Annotated in this window: 17 protein-coding genes; 7 read left to right on the forward strand and 10 right to left on the reverse strand. The window is 64.0% G+C overall.

Annotation, left to right across the window (positions count from 1 at the left end; all coding sequences use genetic code 11):
* Position 1 precedes the first annotated feature (1 nt).
* Positions 2-304 carry a hypothetical protein gene (locus KBY70_RS06035; protein ID WP_254987792.1) on the reverse strand — a complete coding sequence of 101 codons (303 nt, stop codon included), beginning with the start codon at positions 302-304 and terminating at the stop codon, positions 2-4.
* A 943-nt stretch (positions 305-1,247) separates the two neighbouring features.
* Here KBY70_RS06035 and KBY70_RS06040 point away from each other — a divergent pair.
* Together KBY70_RS06040 and KBY70_RS06045 are read left to right on the forward strand one after the other, a co-directional pair.
* Complete coding sequence (locus KBY70_RS06040) at positions 1,248-1,568, forward strand: DUF1778 domain-containing protein (protein WP_254987793.1); 321 nt, start codon at positions 1,248-1,250, stop codon at positions 1,566-1,568.
* A complete protein-coding gene (locus tag KBY70_RS06045; RefSeq protein WP_254987794.1) occupies positions 1,565-2,044 on the forward strand; it encodes a GNAT family N-acetyltransferase in 480 nt (159 codons plus the stop codon). Before KBY70_RS06040 ends, KBY70_RS06045 begins: the two co-directional genes overlap by 4 nt.
* Before the next feature lie 73 nt (positions 2,045-2,117).
* Here KBY70_RS06045 and KBY70_RS06050 read toward each other — a convergent pair whose 3' ends face one another.
* The 5 genes from KBY70_RS06050 to KBY70_RS06070 form a co-directional block, all read right to left on the reverse strand.
* A complete protein-coding gene (locus KBY70_RS06050; RefSeq protein ID WP_315859696.1) occupies positions 2,118-2,459 on the reverse strand; it encodes a type II toxin-antitoxin system PemK/MazF family toxin in 342 nt (113 codons plus the stop codon).
* A 209-nt stretch (positions 2,460-2,668) separates the two neighbouring features.
* Entirely contained in the window at positions 2,669-3,091 is a 423-nt protein-coding gene (locus tag KBY70_RS06055; protein ID WP_254987796.1) for a type II toxin-antitoxin system VapC family toxin, read from the reverse strand.
* Between the two features lie 3 nt (positions 3,092-3,094).
* Positions 3,095-3,358 (reverse strand): type II toxin-antitoxin system Phd/YefM family antitoxin, encoded by a 264-nt coding sequence (locus KBY70_RS06060; protein ID WP_254987797.1) that lies wholly within the window; start codon positions 3,356-3,358, stop codon positions 3,095-3,097.
* Between the two features lie 195 nt (positions 3,359-3,553).
* On the reverse strand, positions 3,554-3,805 hold the full coding sequence (locus KBY70_RS06065; protein WP_254987798.1) for a hypothetical protein: 252 nt from the start codon (positions 3,803-3,805) through the stop codon (positions 3,554-3,556).
* The gene (locus tag KBY70_RS06070; RefSeq protein ID WP_254987799.1) at positions 3,802-3,939 is read right to left on the reverse strand and encodes a hypothetical protein; all 138 of its coding nucleotides are present in this window, start codon (positions 3,937-3,939) and stop codon (positions 3,802-3,804) included. Before KBY70_RS06070 ends, KBY70_RS06065 begins: the two co-directional genes overlap by 4 nt.
* Before the next feature lie 159 nt (positions 3,940-4,098).
* On the opposite strand from KBY70_RS06070, the gene KBY70_RS06075 reads away from it, so the two are divergent.
* Positions 4,099-4,320 carry a hypothetical protein gene (locus KBY70_RS06075; RefSeq protein WP_254987800.1) on the forward strand — a complete coding sequence of 74 codons (222 nt, stop codon included), beginning with the start codon at positions 4,099-4,101 and terminating at the stop codon, positions 4,318-4,320.
* Entirely contained in the window at positions 4,320-4,703 is a 384-nt protein-coding gene (locus KBY70_RS06080) for a type II toxin-antitoxin system VapC family toxin (RefSeq protein WP_254987801.1), read from the forward strand. The genes KBY70_RS06075 and KBY70_RS06080 overlap by 1 nt, the downstream gene beginning before the upstream one ends.
* Positions 4,704-5,026: 323 nt before the next feature.
* On the opposite strand, the gene KBY70_RS06085 is transcribed toward KBY70_RS06080, so the two are convergent.
* Entirely contained in the window at positions 5,027-6,292 is a 1,266-nt protein-coding gene (locus KBY70_RS06085; protein WP_254987802.1) for a glycosyltransferase, read from the reverse strand.
* 4 nt (positions 6,293-6,296) lie between these two features.
* Positions 6,297-6,989, reverse strand: a complete 693-nt coding sequence (locus tag KBY70_RS06090) for a methyltransferase domain-containing protein (RefSeq protein ID WP_254987803.1) — start codon at positions 6,987-6,989, stop codon at positions 6,297-6,299.
* Positions 6,990-7,052: 63 nt separating this feature from the next.
* Here KBY70_RS06090 and KBY70_RS06095 point away from each other — a divergent pair, with 63 nt between their 5' ends.
* Positions 7,053-7,847 carry a peptidylprolyl isomerase gene (locus KBY70_RS06095; RefSeq protein ID WP_254987804.1) on the forward strand — a complete coding sequence of 265 codons (795 nt, stop codon included), beginning with the start codon at positions 7,053-7,055 and terminating at the stop codon, positions 7,845-7,847.
* On the forward strand, positions 7,844-10,822 hold the full coding sequence (locus KBY70_RS06105) for a peptidase domain-containing ABC transporter (protein WP_261355985.1): 2,979 nt from the start codon (positions 7,844-7,846) through the stop codon (positions 10,820-10,822). Before KBY70_RS06095 ends, KBY70_RS06105 begins: the two co-directional genes overlap by 4 nt.
* Positions 10,823-11,361: 539 nt before the next feature.
* Here KBY70_RS06105 and KBY70_RS06110 read toward each other — a convergent pair.
* Together KBY70_RS06110 and KBY70_RS06115 are read right to left on the reverse strand one after the other, a co-directional pair.
* Positions 11,362-12,801 (reverse strand): beta strand repeat-containing protein, encoded by a 1,440-nt coding sequence (locus KBY70_RS06110; RefSeq protein ID WP_254987805.1) that lies wholly within the window; start codon positions 12,799-12,801, stop codon positions 11,362-11,364.
* A gap of 74 nt (positions 12,802-12,875) precedes the next feature.
* A complete protein-coding gene (locus KBY70_RS06115) occupies positions 12,876-14,063 on the reverse strand; it encodes a glycosyltransferase (protein ID WP_254987806.1) in 1,188 nt (395 codons plus the stop codon).
* 35 nt (positions 14,064-14,098) lie between these two features.
* Here KBY70_RS06115 and KBY70_RS06120 point away from each other — a divergent pair, with 35 nt between their 5' ends.
* Positions 14,099-15,877 (forward strand): hypothetical protein, encoded by a 1,779-nt coding sequence (locus tag KBY70_RS06120; RefSeq protein WP_254987807.1) that lies wholly within the window; start codon positions 14,099-14,101, stop codon positions 15,875-15,877.
* The last annotated feature ends 21 nt before the right edge of the window (positions 15,878-15,898 follow it).

Below are 15,898 nucleotides of genomic sequence, written 5' to 3' on the forward strand. Positions count from 1 at the left end.
CTCAGGGCTCTCGATAGCGGCGTTGGCTGTTGGCCCTTCCCGCCGCCCGCCGGCTGAATTCACTGATGCTGGGGTTGGCATGCAGTGGATCCACATGGGCCACCTGCTCCCACAGCTCCCGCGCCGCCCAGCGCACCGTGTGCTCCACCCGGTTATGGCGCACCACGTGGCACCAGCGGGCCATGCCGCATTGCGGGCAAAACAGCTCTTCCAGCCACTCGTCGCTGAGGGTGAGCACGGGGTAGGCACCGATCACCAGCCGGGCGGTTTTGCTGTCCATGCCCCGCTGGGTGAGCTCTTCCACTGTGAGCAGATGGAGGAAATAGCGTTTACCGCCCCCCGCGAGCTGCTGCTCGGGATGGGCCGGGCAGCACAGCTGGCGCTTCCGAGATCGCTGTCTGGGCCTGGTTCTGCGGGGCTGGGGGGTGTTGGAGGCAGACACAACAATCCTGGCGAAATAGCCCGGCGAGCGCGTGAAAGGCCACGGCGCCACAACTGGACCAACCCCCATCTTTGCAGTTCACCGCCGGTGGGGATGGCCGATGCGCACCTCCAGGATCACTGGCGCCCGCGCATCGCGTTGAGATGCTGCATGCCTCCCTACCGGCCAGGCTTGGCCAAGAGAAGCCCACCATGACCCTGGGCCATCAGCCGCTCAGCAACGCCTACTGCTCCCAAACAGGTTGACCTGCTCTGCAGGGGGTCAGCTGAATTCGGTTGCCATGCGCAGGGCACCAGGTCACGCCTGCTTCCCTCACCGCTCAACAGAGTGCGCTGACCAAGTCCAAACGACGAGCAGGCAGCCGCCAGCAGGTGGCTGCCGCTGCTGGAACACCTGCAGGAGCCAAAGCCAGATCAGCACTGGAAGGCCCTCCATGGCCCAACGCCGGAGCTGATGGCCCCGCTGGCCAACCAGCCCAGAGAGATCGGCTTCTGAGACTTCGCCAAGGTCAAAGGGGTGGAGATCACCATGCAGGGCGAACCGTTTCCGCATCTGCTGGCACCATGACCGGCTGATCGTGGTTCTGGGCAGCGACTGGGCCTGCCATGGCCGCTGCCACCGCCACCTCGTCCCGGATCAGCGCCGTTGGGACTACACAGCCTGCGTTCGAGCAGGACAGCGAGATCAGTCGGAGCGTGGGTTAGGAAACTGGATCTACCTTGTTCCACCATCCTTCCCTCACAGAGATGCCCGATCGAGACCCAGGCGCCGTACAGTGTCCGTACGCTTTTGGGGGCTTCTTGTCGTGACCAGCACCAAGCCGTCCGGCCACCGGCCGGTCAAGACGAGTCGGATCGAACTGCGGGCCACAGAGGACGACCGCGTCCTGCTGGATCGGGCCGCGACAGCCCTCGGCACCGACCGTAGTTCCTTCCTGCTCGCCCAGGGGCGCCTGGCCGCCCAGCGTGTGCTGGCTGATCGGCAGCACTTTCTGCTCGATGCAGGCGCCCAGCAGGAATGGGAGCGGATCAACAGCCGTCCGGCCCGCAGCCTGCCGGGCCTGACGCGCTTGCTGGAGCGCCCCTCGCCCTTTGCCCAGCCTGCGGCGGATCAACCCCAGCCGTGAGCCGCTACTGCCCGCCGGAGCTGCTGGCGGGACGTCACCAGCTTGCTGGTTTCCGCTGCCGCTCCAAGGAGCAAACCACCTGGCTGATGGAGTTCGCCAAGCACGCTCATGGAACCGGCACCACGCGTGTGTTTGTGGTCACCGAGATCAATCAGCCAGCAGTTGTGGCCTACTACGCCTGGTGCATGGCGAGCGTGGGTATCCAGCCCGTCGCCCTGCTGGCCCGGCTGGGGGTGGATGAACGCCATGAAAGCCAGGGCCTCGGAGCGGCCCTGCTGCTGGATGTGATTAGCCGGGTCGCCAGCCTCAGCGACGCCATCGGCTGCCGCGGCTTGCTGGTGCATGCCGAATCCGAGCAGGCCCGAGCCTTCTACGAACACCTCATTCCGGAGTTCGAGCGCTCACCCACCGATCCGCTGCACCTGCTGCTGCTGCTTAAAGACATCCGCCGCACACTGGCCGAGCGGGCACTGTGATGTTGTGTTGATCCCCCATGGAGCAGTGAACCAGCGGTGGCGGCTCAGGTGCATGGCCATGTTGGCCAGGCTTCTATACAGCGAACATCGCCTGAAGAACACCCAGTAGCTCATTCAGCGTCGTCTCCAGCAGACTCCCCAATCGCTTGACGAGAGGGTCTCTGTTTACAGCCCTCAGCTGATCAGGCACAACATGACCGGCCTTGCCATCAAACCTGCAATGCACACGAAAAGGGTATGGATGTCCGCCAGTTGTAAGCGGCGCAACAACGAAGGTGCGAAGGTGCGCATTCAGCTCGTCCGGCGATACGACGACACAAGGCCTCGTTTTCCTGATTTCAGATCCTCGCGTAGGATTGAATGCGACAAGGAAGATATCGCCTCTAGATACGTATTCTTCAGTCACCACGACCACTCATCATCATCAAACCGAGTAGCGCTCATCTCATCGAGAAGTCCTTCCGGTTGGAAAGACGATGTCGCCTCCGCCCAGCCAGCCCGAGGATGAGCCGATGGCCTGATGGTCAGAATCCCTGGAGCCGCCTCGATCTCGACTTCGTCTCGGCGGTGTCGACAGCTCTGCGCATCTGATTCCAGAGCTCGGCCAGCTGGCCGAAGCTGAGATCAAGGGTTGGCAGGGCTCTGCTGCCACGGGTTGACGGTCGCCACACCGGTGGACTGGAAGTGCCTGAGGTTGCGGGTCACCACGGTGAGCCCATGTTCGAGAGCGGTAGCGGCGATCAGCAGATCAGCGCCGTCATGGCCAACAGAGGCCGACAACTGCCCCCAACGCCGTGCCACGCCCACATCCACCGGCAACAGACGATCGCCGTACAGCCGCAGCAGCTGGTCCAGCCAGCCCGCCAGTTGCGCCGCAAACGCTGGGTCGTTCACGCGCTTGCGGGCAATGCCGCGCTCAATCTCGCCAATGCTCACAACACTGAGAAAACAATCCTCCTGCCGCTGCTCACGAACCCAGGCCACCACGCCGGCATCGCGCTGACGCCTGCGCAACTCCGACAGCACCATGGTGTCGATCAGAAACATGGCTCACACACCCTCGAGATCACGCGGTGCAACCGGTAACCGCGTGAACACCCCGTCGTCCTGAGGCATCTCGAGCAGCAGCTGACCCAGGGAAGGGGCACTGGCCTGATCGAGCTGCTTGAGCCGTTCGTATTCCTCGGCCGAGAGCACCACACTCACCCACTTGCCGCGCCTGGTGACCTTCTGCGGCTCGCCCCTGACCGCCGCCTCCACCACCGCGCTGAAGCAGTTTTTCGCGTCTTGCAACGTCCAGACCGGGTTCGCCATGGGACTGGTTCAATGATCTGGCTAGATGATCTGGCTAGCCTAAATGGCTACTGATTCATGATGCCTCCCCTTCTGTTGTTGCGCCTGGAGCCAGAGGAGCGGCCGCAGAGCGAGGCAGACGAGGACGGTCTGATGCCCGGGCTGTTCCTTGATTTCCTCAGGTGCAACGCGGCGAGCTGGCGGACTTGCTGACGTCTATGCCACCTCCAGCCCCAGGTGATTCACGTAGGGCAGGAAATCACGATCGCTGAACAGCAGCGGCAACTTGGCCTCCAAGCAGGCCGTGGCCACGTCGCGCTCGTGGCGAAAGCCCTGAACCACGTCCACCAGGATCAGATCACCGACCACTAGCGGCGTCACCCCCAGGAGACGATCGAGCCGTTCCACTTCAGGGGTGCTGACACCATTGAAAAAGTCGATCCACACCGAGGAATCAACAACGATCACGCCGGCTGTCCAGATCCCGGGGTGGTTGGGCCATCCAACCGTTGGTTGTCGAGGCTGCCTTCCCAGCGCAGCTTGCCGCGGAAGGCGCGAAACTCGGCTTGCTGGCCGAGCTGCACCAGGGCGCGCAGGCCCATTTCCACTGTGTATGCCTTGCGCGAAGCCTACACATTGGGCCGGCTTCCAGCACAATCACCCCGGACCGATGTCCGGGGGCGACGTCACGAATGCTGCAGTGTTTGACGCTCATCAGCGCCCTTGCGCCCTAGCCTGCTAGCAGCCAGCAAGCAGGCGCCATGCGCACCCTCTACATCCGGCATGTCCCCGAGGAGGTGGCCGCTCGCCTGGAGAGGCTCGCCGCTCAGGCAGGGTTGCCCCTGAGCACCTTTGCGCTGCAGGAGCTCACGCAATGCGCCCGTCGCGCCGACAACGCCGAGCTGTTGAGCTCCCTGCCGTCCGTGCCGATCGCTCGCGACACCATCTTGGAAGCCCTCAGCGAAAGCCGGGCCGAGCGCTGATGGTGGTGATCGATGCATCAGCGCTGGTGGACGCACTGCTGGTGAACGGCGCGGCTCGTTCCCGCCTCGGAGTCGAGAGCCTGCAGGCTCCTGAACTGATCGATGCAGAGCTGCTCTCGGTGCTGCGGCGATTGGTGCTGGCTGGCAAGCTGCAGGACAGTGCTGCCCTGCAGGCCCTCACCATCGCCCATCAACTGGGGCTGCGCCGCCATGCCAGCCGCGCCCTGTGGCGTCGTGCCTGGGAGCTGCGCTTCAATCTCTCGGCCTACGACGCCCTTTATGTCGCGCTGGCTGAGCAGCTTCAGGTGCCCTTGCTCACGGCCGATGCTCGCCTTGCGCGGGCCCCTGGGCTGCGCTGTTGCGTCGAGCTGATCGAGCCATGAACCCGTGCTGCAGTAACGGCCGCTCCACCCAGCGCCTGCCAGCCAGGCACCACGCCCCCCGATCCAGCGGCCAGTGTGGCCGGATTGAGGTCCTTCAGCAGTGCAACAGCCCAGCTGGTCGCCAATGATCAGGCCGATGCCCAGCATGTGATGCACACCGCAGCGTAGATCTGGTGACGTAGACCCCGGACCGATTTCCAGGGTCCACGTCACTCCGCTGTGGAGAAGCTCGCAGCCCAGCCCACGGCAGGCCGTCGAGCTGTTCCTTATCCGAATCTGTACAGCTTGTACAGAATTCCGCACACCCGCCGTCAGGCACCCATTTACGGGCCTGCTACCGCATCCACCAGCTGCAACTGGCGCTTGAGGCAGGCACGCAGCGCATAGCCCTCTTGGATGTGCTGCCGCGCCCGCTGCCGCACCGGCACCAGGGCCGCCGGCTGCTGCAGCGCGGCGAGCAACGTGTTGGCCAGGGCCTCGGCATCACCAAACGGCACCAGCAGCCCCGTTTCCCCGTGCTGGATTAGCTCCTGCACCGGCGCGGTGGCGCTGCCCACCACCAGGGCGCCGCAGCTCATCGCTTCCAGCAGGCTCCAGCTGAGCACAAACGGGTAGCTCAGATACACGTGGGCGGCGCTCACCCGATACACATCCCGCAGCACCCCATGGGGCACCTGGCCCAGGGGGTGGATGCGGTGCCAGTCGAGCCGCTCGCCCCGCTGCTCGCGCAGCACCGTGAGCCAGCCGCGACCATCGCTGCGCCGGGCCCCATAGCTCACCTTGGGCGTGTCGGCCCCCACCAGCACCGCCTGAGCTGTGGGGTGGCGGGCCTGCAGCTGGGCCAGGGCTTCGAGAAACACATGCACCCCCCGATAGGGCTCAAAGGTGCGGTTCACAAACGTGATCACCGGATCGCCGGGCCGCAGCACCAGCCCAGCGGGCAGCTCCGGGCGCGGCGGGATCGCCAGCTGGGCGGCGGGATCGGGGCACAGCCACTCCGCATCGATGCCGTCGTGGATCACGCTGGTGCGTGCCTGGGCCCAGGCTGGCAGCAGGCTGTGCTGGAAGCGGGTGGGGGTGAGGCCGGCCTGCATCTGGTTGAGATTGACCAGCAGGTGGGTGTTTTTGATGCGGGCGCGTGCTTTCTCCTGCCAGGTCTGCGGCGTGGCGTAGGCATCGGCAATGTCGTTGTCGGTGCCCGGCACGCCATGGAAAAACTCCACGTAGTGCAGCTGGGGCACCTCGGGCCACACATCCCCTAAAAACACCATCTCTCCCCAGCCCGGGTGGCCCAGGATCAGATCCGGCTGCCAGGCCGCGCCCGTCACGCCCCCCTCCGCCAGCTGGGCCGCCACGCGGGCCGCCGCCTCGCCGCGAATCACTTTGGTTTCCAGCTCCGAAGCCAGGGGAAAGGTGTCGCGGCCGTTGCCGCGCTCCAGCTTGTAGGGCAGGTAGCGCACCCCGGCCGGAATCTGCTGCTCAGGTCGGGGCCCGCTGATCGCCCAGAGTTCGTCGCCTCGGGCCTGCAGGGCGCCGATCAGATGCTTGAACTGCCCTGGAAATCCCTGGTGGATCAGCAGGATCCGCATCAATTCAGCGCTTGGCTTTGGCGGCCTGCTGCTTCTGCAGCTTGGCCATGCCCTCCAGCACCCCGCCGCTCATGGCGAAATCAAACAGCTTCAGCTTGATCAGAAAGCCATACAGCAACGGCAGCACCTGGGGGCGGTGGCAGGCGGCGATCACCAGCTTCTGGGGCACGCCGGCCTTATGCATCACCGGGAAACTGGCCTGGCACGCGAACAGCTGGGCGACACGGCCCACCCACCACTCCGGCGGCGCCAGCAGGATGTGGGCATTGCGGCCATCGGCCAGGGTTTTCACCGCCGGCTGCAGGTCGATCACCAGATAACAAAACTGGCGGGTGAGGGCGTGGATGTCGCGCAGCACCGCATCGATGCTGGCCATCTCGATGTGCTCCAGCACATCCAGGCACACCAGGATGTCGGCCGGCTGCTCTGGCTTGGTGGCGAAGGCCGGCATGGCGGGGTCGTAACCCTGCACGTGCACGTCAGGTGGCAGCTCCGCCCGCAGCCGCTGCACCAGGGCGCCCTTGCCGGTGCCGTAGTCGAGCAGCGAAGCACACGCCCCCAGCTCGTGCATGCGCCCAAGCGCGGCGGGCAGATGGGTGGCCAGGCCCGCGCCATCGGCGCGGTTGCCGAAGTTGTCGTCGTGCTCGTGCAGGGCCGCGTTGAGCTGGCGTTGCACGTCGCTGATCACCTCAGCCATGGGGATCTGTCATCGGGCGTCACGCTGCTGCAGGGGTGATCTCAAGATGCCATTCTTTCACCCATGGATCAGTCTGCAGCCCAGGCCGCAAAAGCCCCTCTGGATCCCGATCCCGCCAGCTGGCTGACTGCCGAGCGGCTGCAGCAGCTGGAGGCTGACCTGTTGGCGGCCCGATCCACCCTCGCCGTGGCGGGCCTACTGCCCCGCGCCGTGGATCTCTGGCTGCGCCAGCAGCTGGCGGCGGAGGCGCCCTGGAGCTCGGAAGATTGCCAGCAGGCGATTGCCGCCCGAGAGCCGGAATGGCGCGCCAAGGCCGATCCCGAGGCCCTCGGCCTGCTGGAGAGCGAGGTGGCCACCAAGTTGGCCGTGGCGCCCGGCTGTCAGAGCTGGGCCGAGGCCCGCTGGGGCCACCGGCTGGAAACCCTATTTCTGCAGCGCAAACACCAGCTGGATCGTGCCAGTTGCCGGCTGCTGCGGGTGGCCGATAAAGGCCTGGCCCTGGAGCTTTACCACCGCATCAAGGCCGGCGAGGAGAGCTTTGCGGCGCTGTCGCGGCGCTATGGCGAGGGGCCGGAGCGCGCCCAGGGCGGGCTGATCCCCTTGCAGCCCCTGGCGGCGATGCCGCTGGGGCTGGGCAAGGTGCTGCCGCGGTTGGAGCCCGGCGAGCTGCTGCCACCCACGCGCTTGGGCGAGCAGGTGGCGATCGTGCAATTGGAGCTGTTCAAGCCAGCCCGCTTCGATGCCGCCAGTCGCCAGCAGCTGCTGGCCGCCGAGCTCGACCAGTGGCTGCGCGCCACTGGAGCCCTGGCGCTGGCCCATCTAAGGTGCCCCCATCGAATTGAAGCGGTGATTCCTTGAGCGCCACTCCAGCCGGGCTCCAGGAGAGTCTGCGCCAGCAACTGGCAAGCCAGCCCCCCTTCGCGCTGTTGAGTGAGGCCGGCGCTGAGGCCCTGCTCGATGCCGCCCTGCTGCGCCGCTTCCCCGTGGGCGCCCGGCTGCTGCGCTCCGATGAGTTGCCCGCCGAGGTGCTGCTGGTGCTGAGCGGCGAGGTGCGGCTGCTGGTGAGCCAGGCCAGTGACCAGATCACCCTGTGCAAGCGGGGTCCGGGTCAGTTGCTGGGTTGGAGCAGTGTGCTGCGCGCCGAGCCGTGCGAGCTGGTGCAGGCCAGCAGCGATGTCACCCTGATCGCCTTTCCGGCGGCGGCGTTTGTGGGGCTGATCCGCCAGGAAGCTGCCTTTGCGGCGTATTTCGGCCAGCTGGCGGGCCTGCAGGAGGCCCATGCCGTGGCGCTGGCGGCCGCTGGGCTCCATCCTCGTTTGGTGGCGGGCTGGGATTCGGATCTGCTTGAGCGCAGCCAGGCAGCACGCGCCTTGAACCTGGCGGCGGATGCACCGTTCACCCCGCCCCAACAGGCCGGTGCCCATTTGGATTGGTTTCTCAGCAGCTCGGGTGTGCCCGATCACCCTGCGGGGCGCTTGCTTGAGCCCGGCCAGGCGTTGCCGGCGCGGCCTGGGTTTGTGTTGCCCTACCGGCTGATCGGCCTGCCGCGCACGCCGGCGCTGCCGGCCAGCGAGCAGGTGGTGCCGGTGGCCGCTGAAGCGCTGCCCAGCACCGAAACCCGCAGCACCAACCTGGAGGTCCTGGGCATCCTGGAAGACGATCACTTGGCGGATGGCGACCGCTTTCCCAGCGTGCGCGGCCGCGGCCAGCTGGCGGAATCCCTGGCGGTGGCGGAAATGGTGGCCCTGCAGCAACGGGTGCCCTTCCGCCGCGATGCGATCGCCAAGGTGCTGGAAGCCCAGTTTCGGCGGGATAAGAGTTTGTCGGTGGAGCTGTTGGGCGGCCTGTGCGAGCTGATGGGGCTGCGCAGCCAGCTGGCCGAAACCGACAGCGCCCACCTGGCGGCGGTTGAGGCCCCGGCGGTGTGGCTGCTGGAGGGGATTCCGGTGGTGTTTTACGGGGTGCGAGGGGGCCAGGCGGTGCTGGGCCATCCCCACCACGGTCTGCAGCGACTCAAGCTGGAGCCGCTCAAGGCCCAGCTGGGGGAGCGTTTCCGCTTCCTGATCCCCCGCCGGGTGGGCGCTACACCCACCAGCCGCTTTGGCTGGGGTTGGTTTACGCCGCTGCTGGGCAAATACAAAACGGCCCTGGCGATTGTGTTTGTGGCCTCGTTGTTGGCCCAGTTGTTTGGCCTGGCGATTCCGCTTCTGATCCAGCAGATCATCGACAAAGTGCTGAGCCAGGGCAACCTCAGCAGCCTCAATGTGTTGGGGGCGGCGATGGTGGTGTTGGCCCTGTTTCAGGGCTTGCTCACGGTGTTGCGCAGCTACATTTTTGTGGACACCACCGATCGGATGGATCTCACCCTCGGCAGTGCGGTGATTGATCGGCTGCTGTCTCTGCCGCTCACCTACTTCGAGAAGCGCCCGGTGGGGGAGCTGAGCCAGCGCCTGGGTGAACTCAACACGATTCGGGGTTTTCTCACCGGCACGGCCTTGGTGAGCTTGCTCAACATCATCTTTGCCACCTTGTATCTGGCAGTGATGTTGGTGTATTCGCCGCTGCTCACTGCCGTGGCGTTGAGCACCTTGCCGGTGTATCTGCTGCTGGTGTTTGTGGTGGCACCGATTTATAAAAACCTGATCCGCAAACGCGCTGTGGCTTCGGCGCGCACCCAGAGCCACCTGATTGAAGTGCTCAGCGGCATCCAAACGGTGAAAGCCCAACACTTTGAGCTCACCGCCCGCTGGAAATGGCAAGACCGCTACCGCCACTTTGTGGATGAGGGCTTTAAAAGTGTGGCGCTGGGCTCGGCCGCCGGCGAAATCGGTGGGTTTCTCAACCAGCTTTCGGGGCTGCTGATTCTGTGGGTGGGGATGTGGATGGTGCTGGAGGGCAACTTCACCCTGGGCCAGCTGATCGCCTTCCGCATCATCGCCGGCAACGTGACCGGCCCCTTGCTGCAGCTTTCCGGGCTGTATCAGGGTTTCCAGGGCGTGCAGCTCTCAATGGAGCGCCTCAGCGACATCCTCGATCAAAATCCTGAGCTCGGTAAAGAAGACGACATCGGCCAGATCGCCATGCCGCCGATTCAGGGGGCTGTGCGCTTTGAAGACGTGCGTTTCCGCTTTGAAGCCTCAGGCCCCTATCAAGTGGATGGCGTGAGCATCGCCATTCCCGCTGGCAGTTTTGTGGGTGTGGTGGGCCAGAGCGGCAGCGGCAAGAGCACGCTGATGAAATTGTTGCCGCGGCTCTATGACCCCCAGCAGGGCCGGATTTTCATCGACGATTACGACATCGCCAAGGTGGATCTCAGCAGCCTGCGCCGCCAGATCGGCATCGTGCCCCAGGATTCGCTCCTGTTTGAGGGCACGATTGCTGAAAATATTGCCCTGAATGATCCCCAGGCCAGCACCGAAGCGATCCTGGAGGCGGCGCGAATTGCCTGCGCCCACGATTTCATCATGGGCTTGGGCCAGGGCTACGCCACCCCGATTGCGGAGCGGGGCAGCAACTTGAGCGGCGGCCAACGCCAGCGGATTGCGATTGCCCGCACAATTTTGGCCAACCCACAGCTGCTTGTGATGGACGAAGCCACCAGCGCGCTCGATTTCGACACCGAACGCCAGCTCTGCCTCAACCTGCAGGAGTGGGCCGAGGGCCGTACCGTGTTTTTCATCACCCACCGGCTCAGCACGATTCGCTCCAGCGATCTGATCCTGGTGATGCACCAGGGCCGGCTGGTGGAGAACGGAACCCATGCCGAGTTGGAAACACTTGCTGGGCGCTATGCGGCTTTGTATCGCCAGCAGGAAGCGGGTGGCGAGGGCTAATTCTTCCAGGCAATAGCCTGTTTAGCACCTACTGCACGGGATGGCTGGCCCTGTGCTTTGTTGTTGATTGGGCTCGTGGTTAGGAGGGTAGCAATCTTCTGCGCGATAATAGGGTTTTAGTCTCCAGCGGTGGCGTGTGAGCGCTGGTGAGATGCGCCAGAAGCTTCTATTGGGGAAGGTTGTTGACTGACCAAGGGCTAGCACCTAATTGGGTTTGGCCATGTGTGCCATGTACCTCTTCTCGGCACCGTAGCACTGGTCGCATAATCACATTCATATTTGTAGTTTCAAATACGAAAGTGGTTGCCATGCCCTGCGCTCCTCCTCTCCGTCGCGCTGGTCTGGCAGTGTCGCCAATTTCGGTGATTTTATTGCCTGACCACTAGATTTTGAGAAGCGGATCAATGTCTAGGGGAGAAGCCGGCGATCAGGCTTGTGGCGCTTCATTTTGATACGAGCTGGTGATGTCAAGGCTTTCAACCAATAAAAAACCCCTTCCCAAACGGGAAGGGGTGGCTTTCTGAATTCGAGAATCGAAATCAGAAGAGGGCGCGAGTGGTTCGAACAGCGATGGAGGTGCCACCCGCCACGTCGAGTACATCAGCACTATTGACGCGAACTAGTAGATCGCCGTCTGTGCCACTGCCTGCAGCGCCACCTTGCACGAACAAGTAGCGAGAGCCTGCCCCGTCAGAGAAGGCAACGCTTTGGCCAGAAGCCAATATCCTATCCAGCTCAGCAACCCGAGCTGTGAGCGTGCCGTCGAAGGAGGCCGTCCAGGTCACCGAACCGCCCGTATTGGTTGTGAAATTAGCCACAGCAAGGTTGGCACCTACCGAGGCAGTCACCACATCTTGAGTGATAGTGAACAGGTTGGCGGCGACGTTGGCATCTACATTGCGAGAACCTGTTGTAATGGTCAGTCCAGCACTCACATGGTCGAAGCCAGCGAGGTTGGATTGATCGAAGCTGGCGTAACCAAGGCGGCTGCCTCCAGCGGCACTGATGATTGCTTTGCCGGTAGCTGCAGCGAAAGTTCCAATGCCAAGACTAATCCTGTCTGCCCCGGCATCGCCGAAGATGATCCCGCCATTCGAGCCACTTGCAGCGTAAGTGCCCAGGGTGATGGAGTCAGCACCATCACCGCCATTCAGGGTGCCTGCGTTGAACGCACCGCTGATGTAGACCGAATCCAGGCCATCACCTGCGTTGATGTAGCCCTGGTTCAGGCTGACGCCGGCCGAGAATTGGATGGTGTCAGCACCAGCCCCGCCTCCAATGGTGGCAGAGCCTTGGGTTGTGGTGACTTGACCTCTGAACTGCAGCAAGTCGTTCAGAGCATCACCGTTGATATCGAAGGAGCCGGTAAGGTTCGCGGCCGCTTGTGCTTCAAAGATGATGGTGTCAAAGCCATCTCCACCAGCAACGAAGAAGCTACTGAGGCTGCCTGCACGAGTAGCAGAGAAGACGATAGAATCGTGACCGGCTCCGCCGTTGACGGTGAAGCGGTCAGCGTTACCTGAAAACAGTAAATTGATTGTGTCACGGCCATTTCCGCCGGCGATCAGCGAGCGTGTGGAGCCTGTTCCGACTCGAGCGCTAATGATGTCACTGCCGTCATTTGCATTGACAGTAGTACGATCAAGTATGCCTTCAATAATGTTTAAGGTGTCGTTTCCAGATCCCCCACGAATGATCGTGCTGGTGCCGAAGTCCCTGCCGAGAGTCAGCAAGTCATTTCCGGAGCCTGCGAATACAGAACCTTGAAAGATTGCACCGCCGGTGAGTACAAAACTGTCGTTGCCGGCACCACCGTTGAGTAGGACTGCCGAGCCATCCACTGATGCTGCGGTGATTGTGTCGTTGCCCTCAAGGCCAAAAACCGTGTTGCCCTGAATTTGTTGTAAAACAAAAAGATCGTTCGAATTGGTCCCAACAACCGGTTCCGAGCTGGGAGAGTTGATTAGAAAATTCGCCATGGGTGAATTTGAATGGATTCTGGGTTGAGACCAGCCATACATACCTTACACAGGTGCAGGTGGTTTGACAATGGTCAGGTTGTCAATCCGGCACAAAGCAAGCTGTGCCAGGCGTCGATGGCTTTGTGCTCATCGAAAGCCTTGGCTGTGGATGTTGCCCGTTTCGCTAGCTTGCCACATAGTGCTGAATCTGCCAAGAGCTTTGCCACCACTGGCATTAGCCACCCTTCTTTACGAAAATCCACCAGTGTTGCGCTGCTTGGGTCAAGAAACTCCCGTACTGGCTCGGTGTTGCTGGCGATCAAGCAGCAGCCCGAGGCCATCGCCTCCAGCAGGCTCCAGCTGGCCACAAACGGGCGGGTGAGGTGCACGTGCAACCAGCTTCGCTGAAGCCACTGCGTGTAGGCATGCGGCTTGAGGCGCCCTAAGAAGCTCACGCGCTTCTCAGCTATCCAGGGCGCCAGCTGCTGCTGGGCCCAGCGCCCGAAGCTGCCCTCCTGGGGTGGTGAGCCCCCGTAGCAGATCCGGTCGTCGCCGGCGATTTCCACCTCCAACTGGGGATGGGCCTCCAGCACCCCGGGCAGCTCGCTGATCAGCTCCGGGAAGCCCCGCATCGGCTCCATGCCGCGCGTGCCGTAGGTGAGCAACGGCGTGGGGGCTTTGCGCTGGTGGTCGGGGCGGAAGCGGTTCAGATCGACTCCGTCGGTGATCACTGCGCAGCGCTGACGCAGGGCTTCCGGCAGCTGCTGGCGTTGCCAGTGGGTAGGGGCTACCAGCGCATGCGCCTCGCTGAGTTCGAGTGCCAACGACAGGTTGCGCTCGCGCATGCCCCGCCCGTTGCCGGGGCTGGGCCACCACAGGTTGGTGGGATCAAAGCTGTAGAGGGGGGCGTCCACCGCAAACCACCACTCCACATAGGCCACCCGCCGGACCTGGGGCCACACCAGCGCAGTGTGCAGCCCGCAGCCCCAGCCGCTGTGGCTCACCACCACATCCGGCTGCCAGCCTGCTGCCGCCAGCTGCTCCATCGCCTTAAGGTATTGCTCGGCCAGTGCCTGGGTGTGGGCCAGTCCCTTGAGCTGGCGCGCCTCAAGGGCCTTGTGGCCCAGGCCGCCTTTGAGGGTGATCCGCTCCACGCCAGCCAGGCTACGGCCGTAGTGCGTGTGGCAGAGGAACTTCACCTCATGGCCGGCCTGGGCGGACACCGCCGCGGGCCGCACGAACTGTCCGGGGAAATTGGGATGGAGAAACAACAGGCGCATGGGAGCATGATCTCATTGCTTGGTTCTTGCGGACGATGGGTCTGCCCCGTGCCATTCAGGCCCATCAGCAGGGAGACCTGGCAGAGGCGATGCGCCACTACCAGCGCGCCATCGACCAGGGCGACCATCGCCCGCCGCTATTTCAAAATTACGGCGCCCTACTTCGCCAACAGGGCAAGCAGGAGCATGCCCTGCAGGTGTATGACCTGGGGCTCCAATGCAATCCCCGCGACGCGGGGGTGCTCACCAACAGGGCCAACCTGATCCGCGACAACCGTCCCGCCTCGGCCCTGGCTGATCTGCTGGCCGCTCTGCGGCTGCGGATGGCCCAGGGTGAACAGCCCTCTGCCTGCAGTGAGCTGCTGCGTTCGCTGATCAGCCTTTGCCGGGAGCTGGGCCTGCAGGCCTGGGCCCAGGCCTTGGCCCAGGTGGCTTTGCGTTTGGTGGGTCCGGAGCCCTTGCTCTTGGGCCAGCTGCTGGTGTTGCTCGATGGCCTGGCGGCTGCCGCTGAGGTTTCCCCCGATGAGCCGGGAGAGGGGGTGCGCGAGAAGCTGGTGGCGCTGCTGGAGCAGCGCATTCGCCGCTGTGCGCCCAGGCAACAGGCCGAATTGCGACTGGCCTTGGCCGGTCACGACATGGCCCGCGGCCATCTCGAGCAGGCGCTGCAGCTCTACGAGCAGGGCCTGGCTGCCTTGCGGGAGCCGGGCGAGCTCGACCCTCAGGAAACGCAGGAGCGCCAGAAACTGCTGGATCTCAACAGCTGGAATTTTGGCTGCGGTTTGCTGCAGGCCCAGGAGCTGGGCCGCGGTTGGCAGCTCTACGAGCACGGCCTGCGCACCCCGGCCGAAGGCCCCCAGCGCTGGCAGCGGGCCCTGCGCAAACCCTTTGCCGCCTCCGAATTGCCGATCTGGCGCGGGGAGCCGCTGGTGGGCAAGCGCTTGCTGCTGCTGGAAGAGCAGGCCATCGGCGACGTGATGATGTTCCTCACCCTGCTGCCTGCCCTCCAGCAGGAAGCCGCGGCAGTGGATCTGATGCTGGGCGAGCGCCTGGTGCCGATCTACCGGCGCTGCCTGGCTGAGCCCGTGAAGATCTGGACCCATGCCGACGCGCTCCAGGGCCGCTTCATCGCAGCCGATTACGACGTCCAGTGCCCGATCGGCTCCATCTGCCAGCACCGCTTCACCCGCCTGGATACCTACGCCCAGCGGGTGCCGATGTTGGTGGCGCAGGCCGCGCGCCGTGATGAATTGCGCCAGGCCTATGCCACGGCCGGTGGCAGCCCCGCTCAGCGCCTGATTGGAATCAGCTGGAAGGGGGGCGGTACAGCCGGACGCATCCGGGCCAAATCGATTAGCCCGGAGCAGTTCGCACAGTTGCTCCAGCCCCTGCCCGGCGCGCGCTTTGTGAGTCTGCAGTACGGCAAAGCCGCCCCCCAGGTGGAGCAGTGGCGCCAGGCCGGCCTGGATGTAATCCACGATCCACGGGTCGATGCCCTGCGCGACATGGATCTCTGGCTGGATCAGGTGGCCGCCTGCGACGCGGTGATCAGCGTGGCCAACACCACTATTCATGGCGCCGGCGGCCTCAACCTGCCCACCCAATGCCTGCTCAGCCGCAACTGTGATTGGCGTTGGTTCACCGATCCCGCGGTGCAGCGCAGCTACTGGTATCCCAGCGTGGGCATCCTGCGGGAAGACCCCCAAGCAGGCTGGGCCCAGGCGCTGCAGCGGGCTCGCCACTGGCTGGAGCAGGGCTGCCCGATGCCTGCCGGCCCGACCGCAACCCGGGCGCTACAGCCGGTTAGGGCAAGATAAGCACCAACCAATTTCGCCTGG

The sequence above is a fragment of the Cyanobium sp. ATX 6E8 genome (assembly GCF_024346335.1).
Taxonomy (GTDB): Bacteria; Cyanobacteriota; Cyanobacteriia; order PCC-6307; family Cyanobiaceae; genus Cyanobium_A.

Coding starts and splice junctions, on each gene's coding strand:
- KBY70_RS06115 (WP_254987806.1), bottom strand. CDS start 14,063: ATGCGCCTGTTGTTTCTCCATCCCAATTTCCCCGGACAGTTCGTGCGG.
- KBY70_RS06110 (WP_254987805.1), bottom strand. CDS start 12,801: ATGGCGAATTTTCTAATCAACTCTCCCAGCTCGGAACCGGTTGTTGGG.
- KBY70_RS06075 (WP_254987800.1), top strand. CDS start 4,099: ATGCGCACCCTCTACATCCGGCATGTCCCCGAGGAGGTGGCCGCTCGC.
- KBY70_RS06070 (WP_254987799.1), bottom strand. CDS start 3,939: ATGGGCCTGCGCGCCCTGGTGCAGCTCGGCCAGCAAGCCGAGTTTCGC.
- KBY70_RS06085 (WP_254987802.1), bottom strand. CDS start 6,292: ATGCGGATCCTGCTGATCCACCAGGGATTTCCAGGGCAGTTCAAGCAT.
- KBY70_RS06120 (WP_254987807.1), top strand. CDS start 14,099: ATGGGTCTGCCCCGTGCCATTCAGGCCCATCAGCAGGGAGACCTGGCA.
- KBY70_RS06080 (WP_254987801.1), top strand. CDS start 4,320: ATGGTGGTGATCGATGCATCAGCGCTGGTGGACGCACTGCTGGTGAAC.
- KBY70_RS06060 (WP_254987797.1), bottom strand. CDS start 3,358: ATGGCGAACCCGGTCTGGACGTTGCAAGACGCGAAAAACTGCTTCAGC.
- KBY70_RS06090 (WP_254987803.1), bottom strand. CDS start 6,989: ATGGCTGAGGTGATCAGCGACGTGCAACGCCAGCTCAACGCGGCCCTG.
- KBY70_RS06095 (WP_254987804.1), top strand. CDS start 7,053: ATGGATCAGTCTGCAGCCCAGGCCGCAAAAGCCCCTCTGGATCCCGAT.
- KBY70_RS06055 (WP_254987796.1), bottom strand. CDS start 3,091: ATGTTTCTGATCGACACCATGGTGCTGTCGGAGTTGCGCAGGCGTCAG.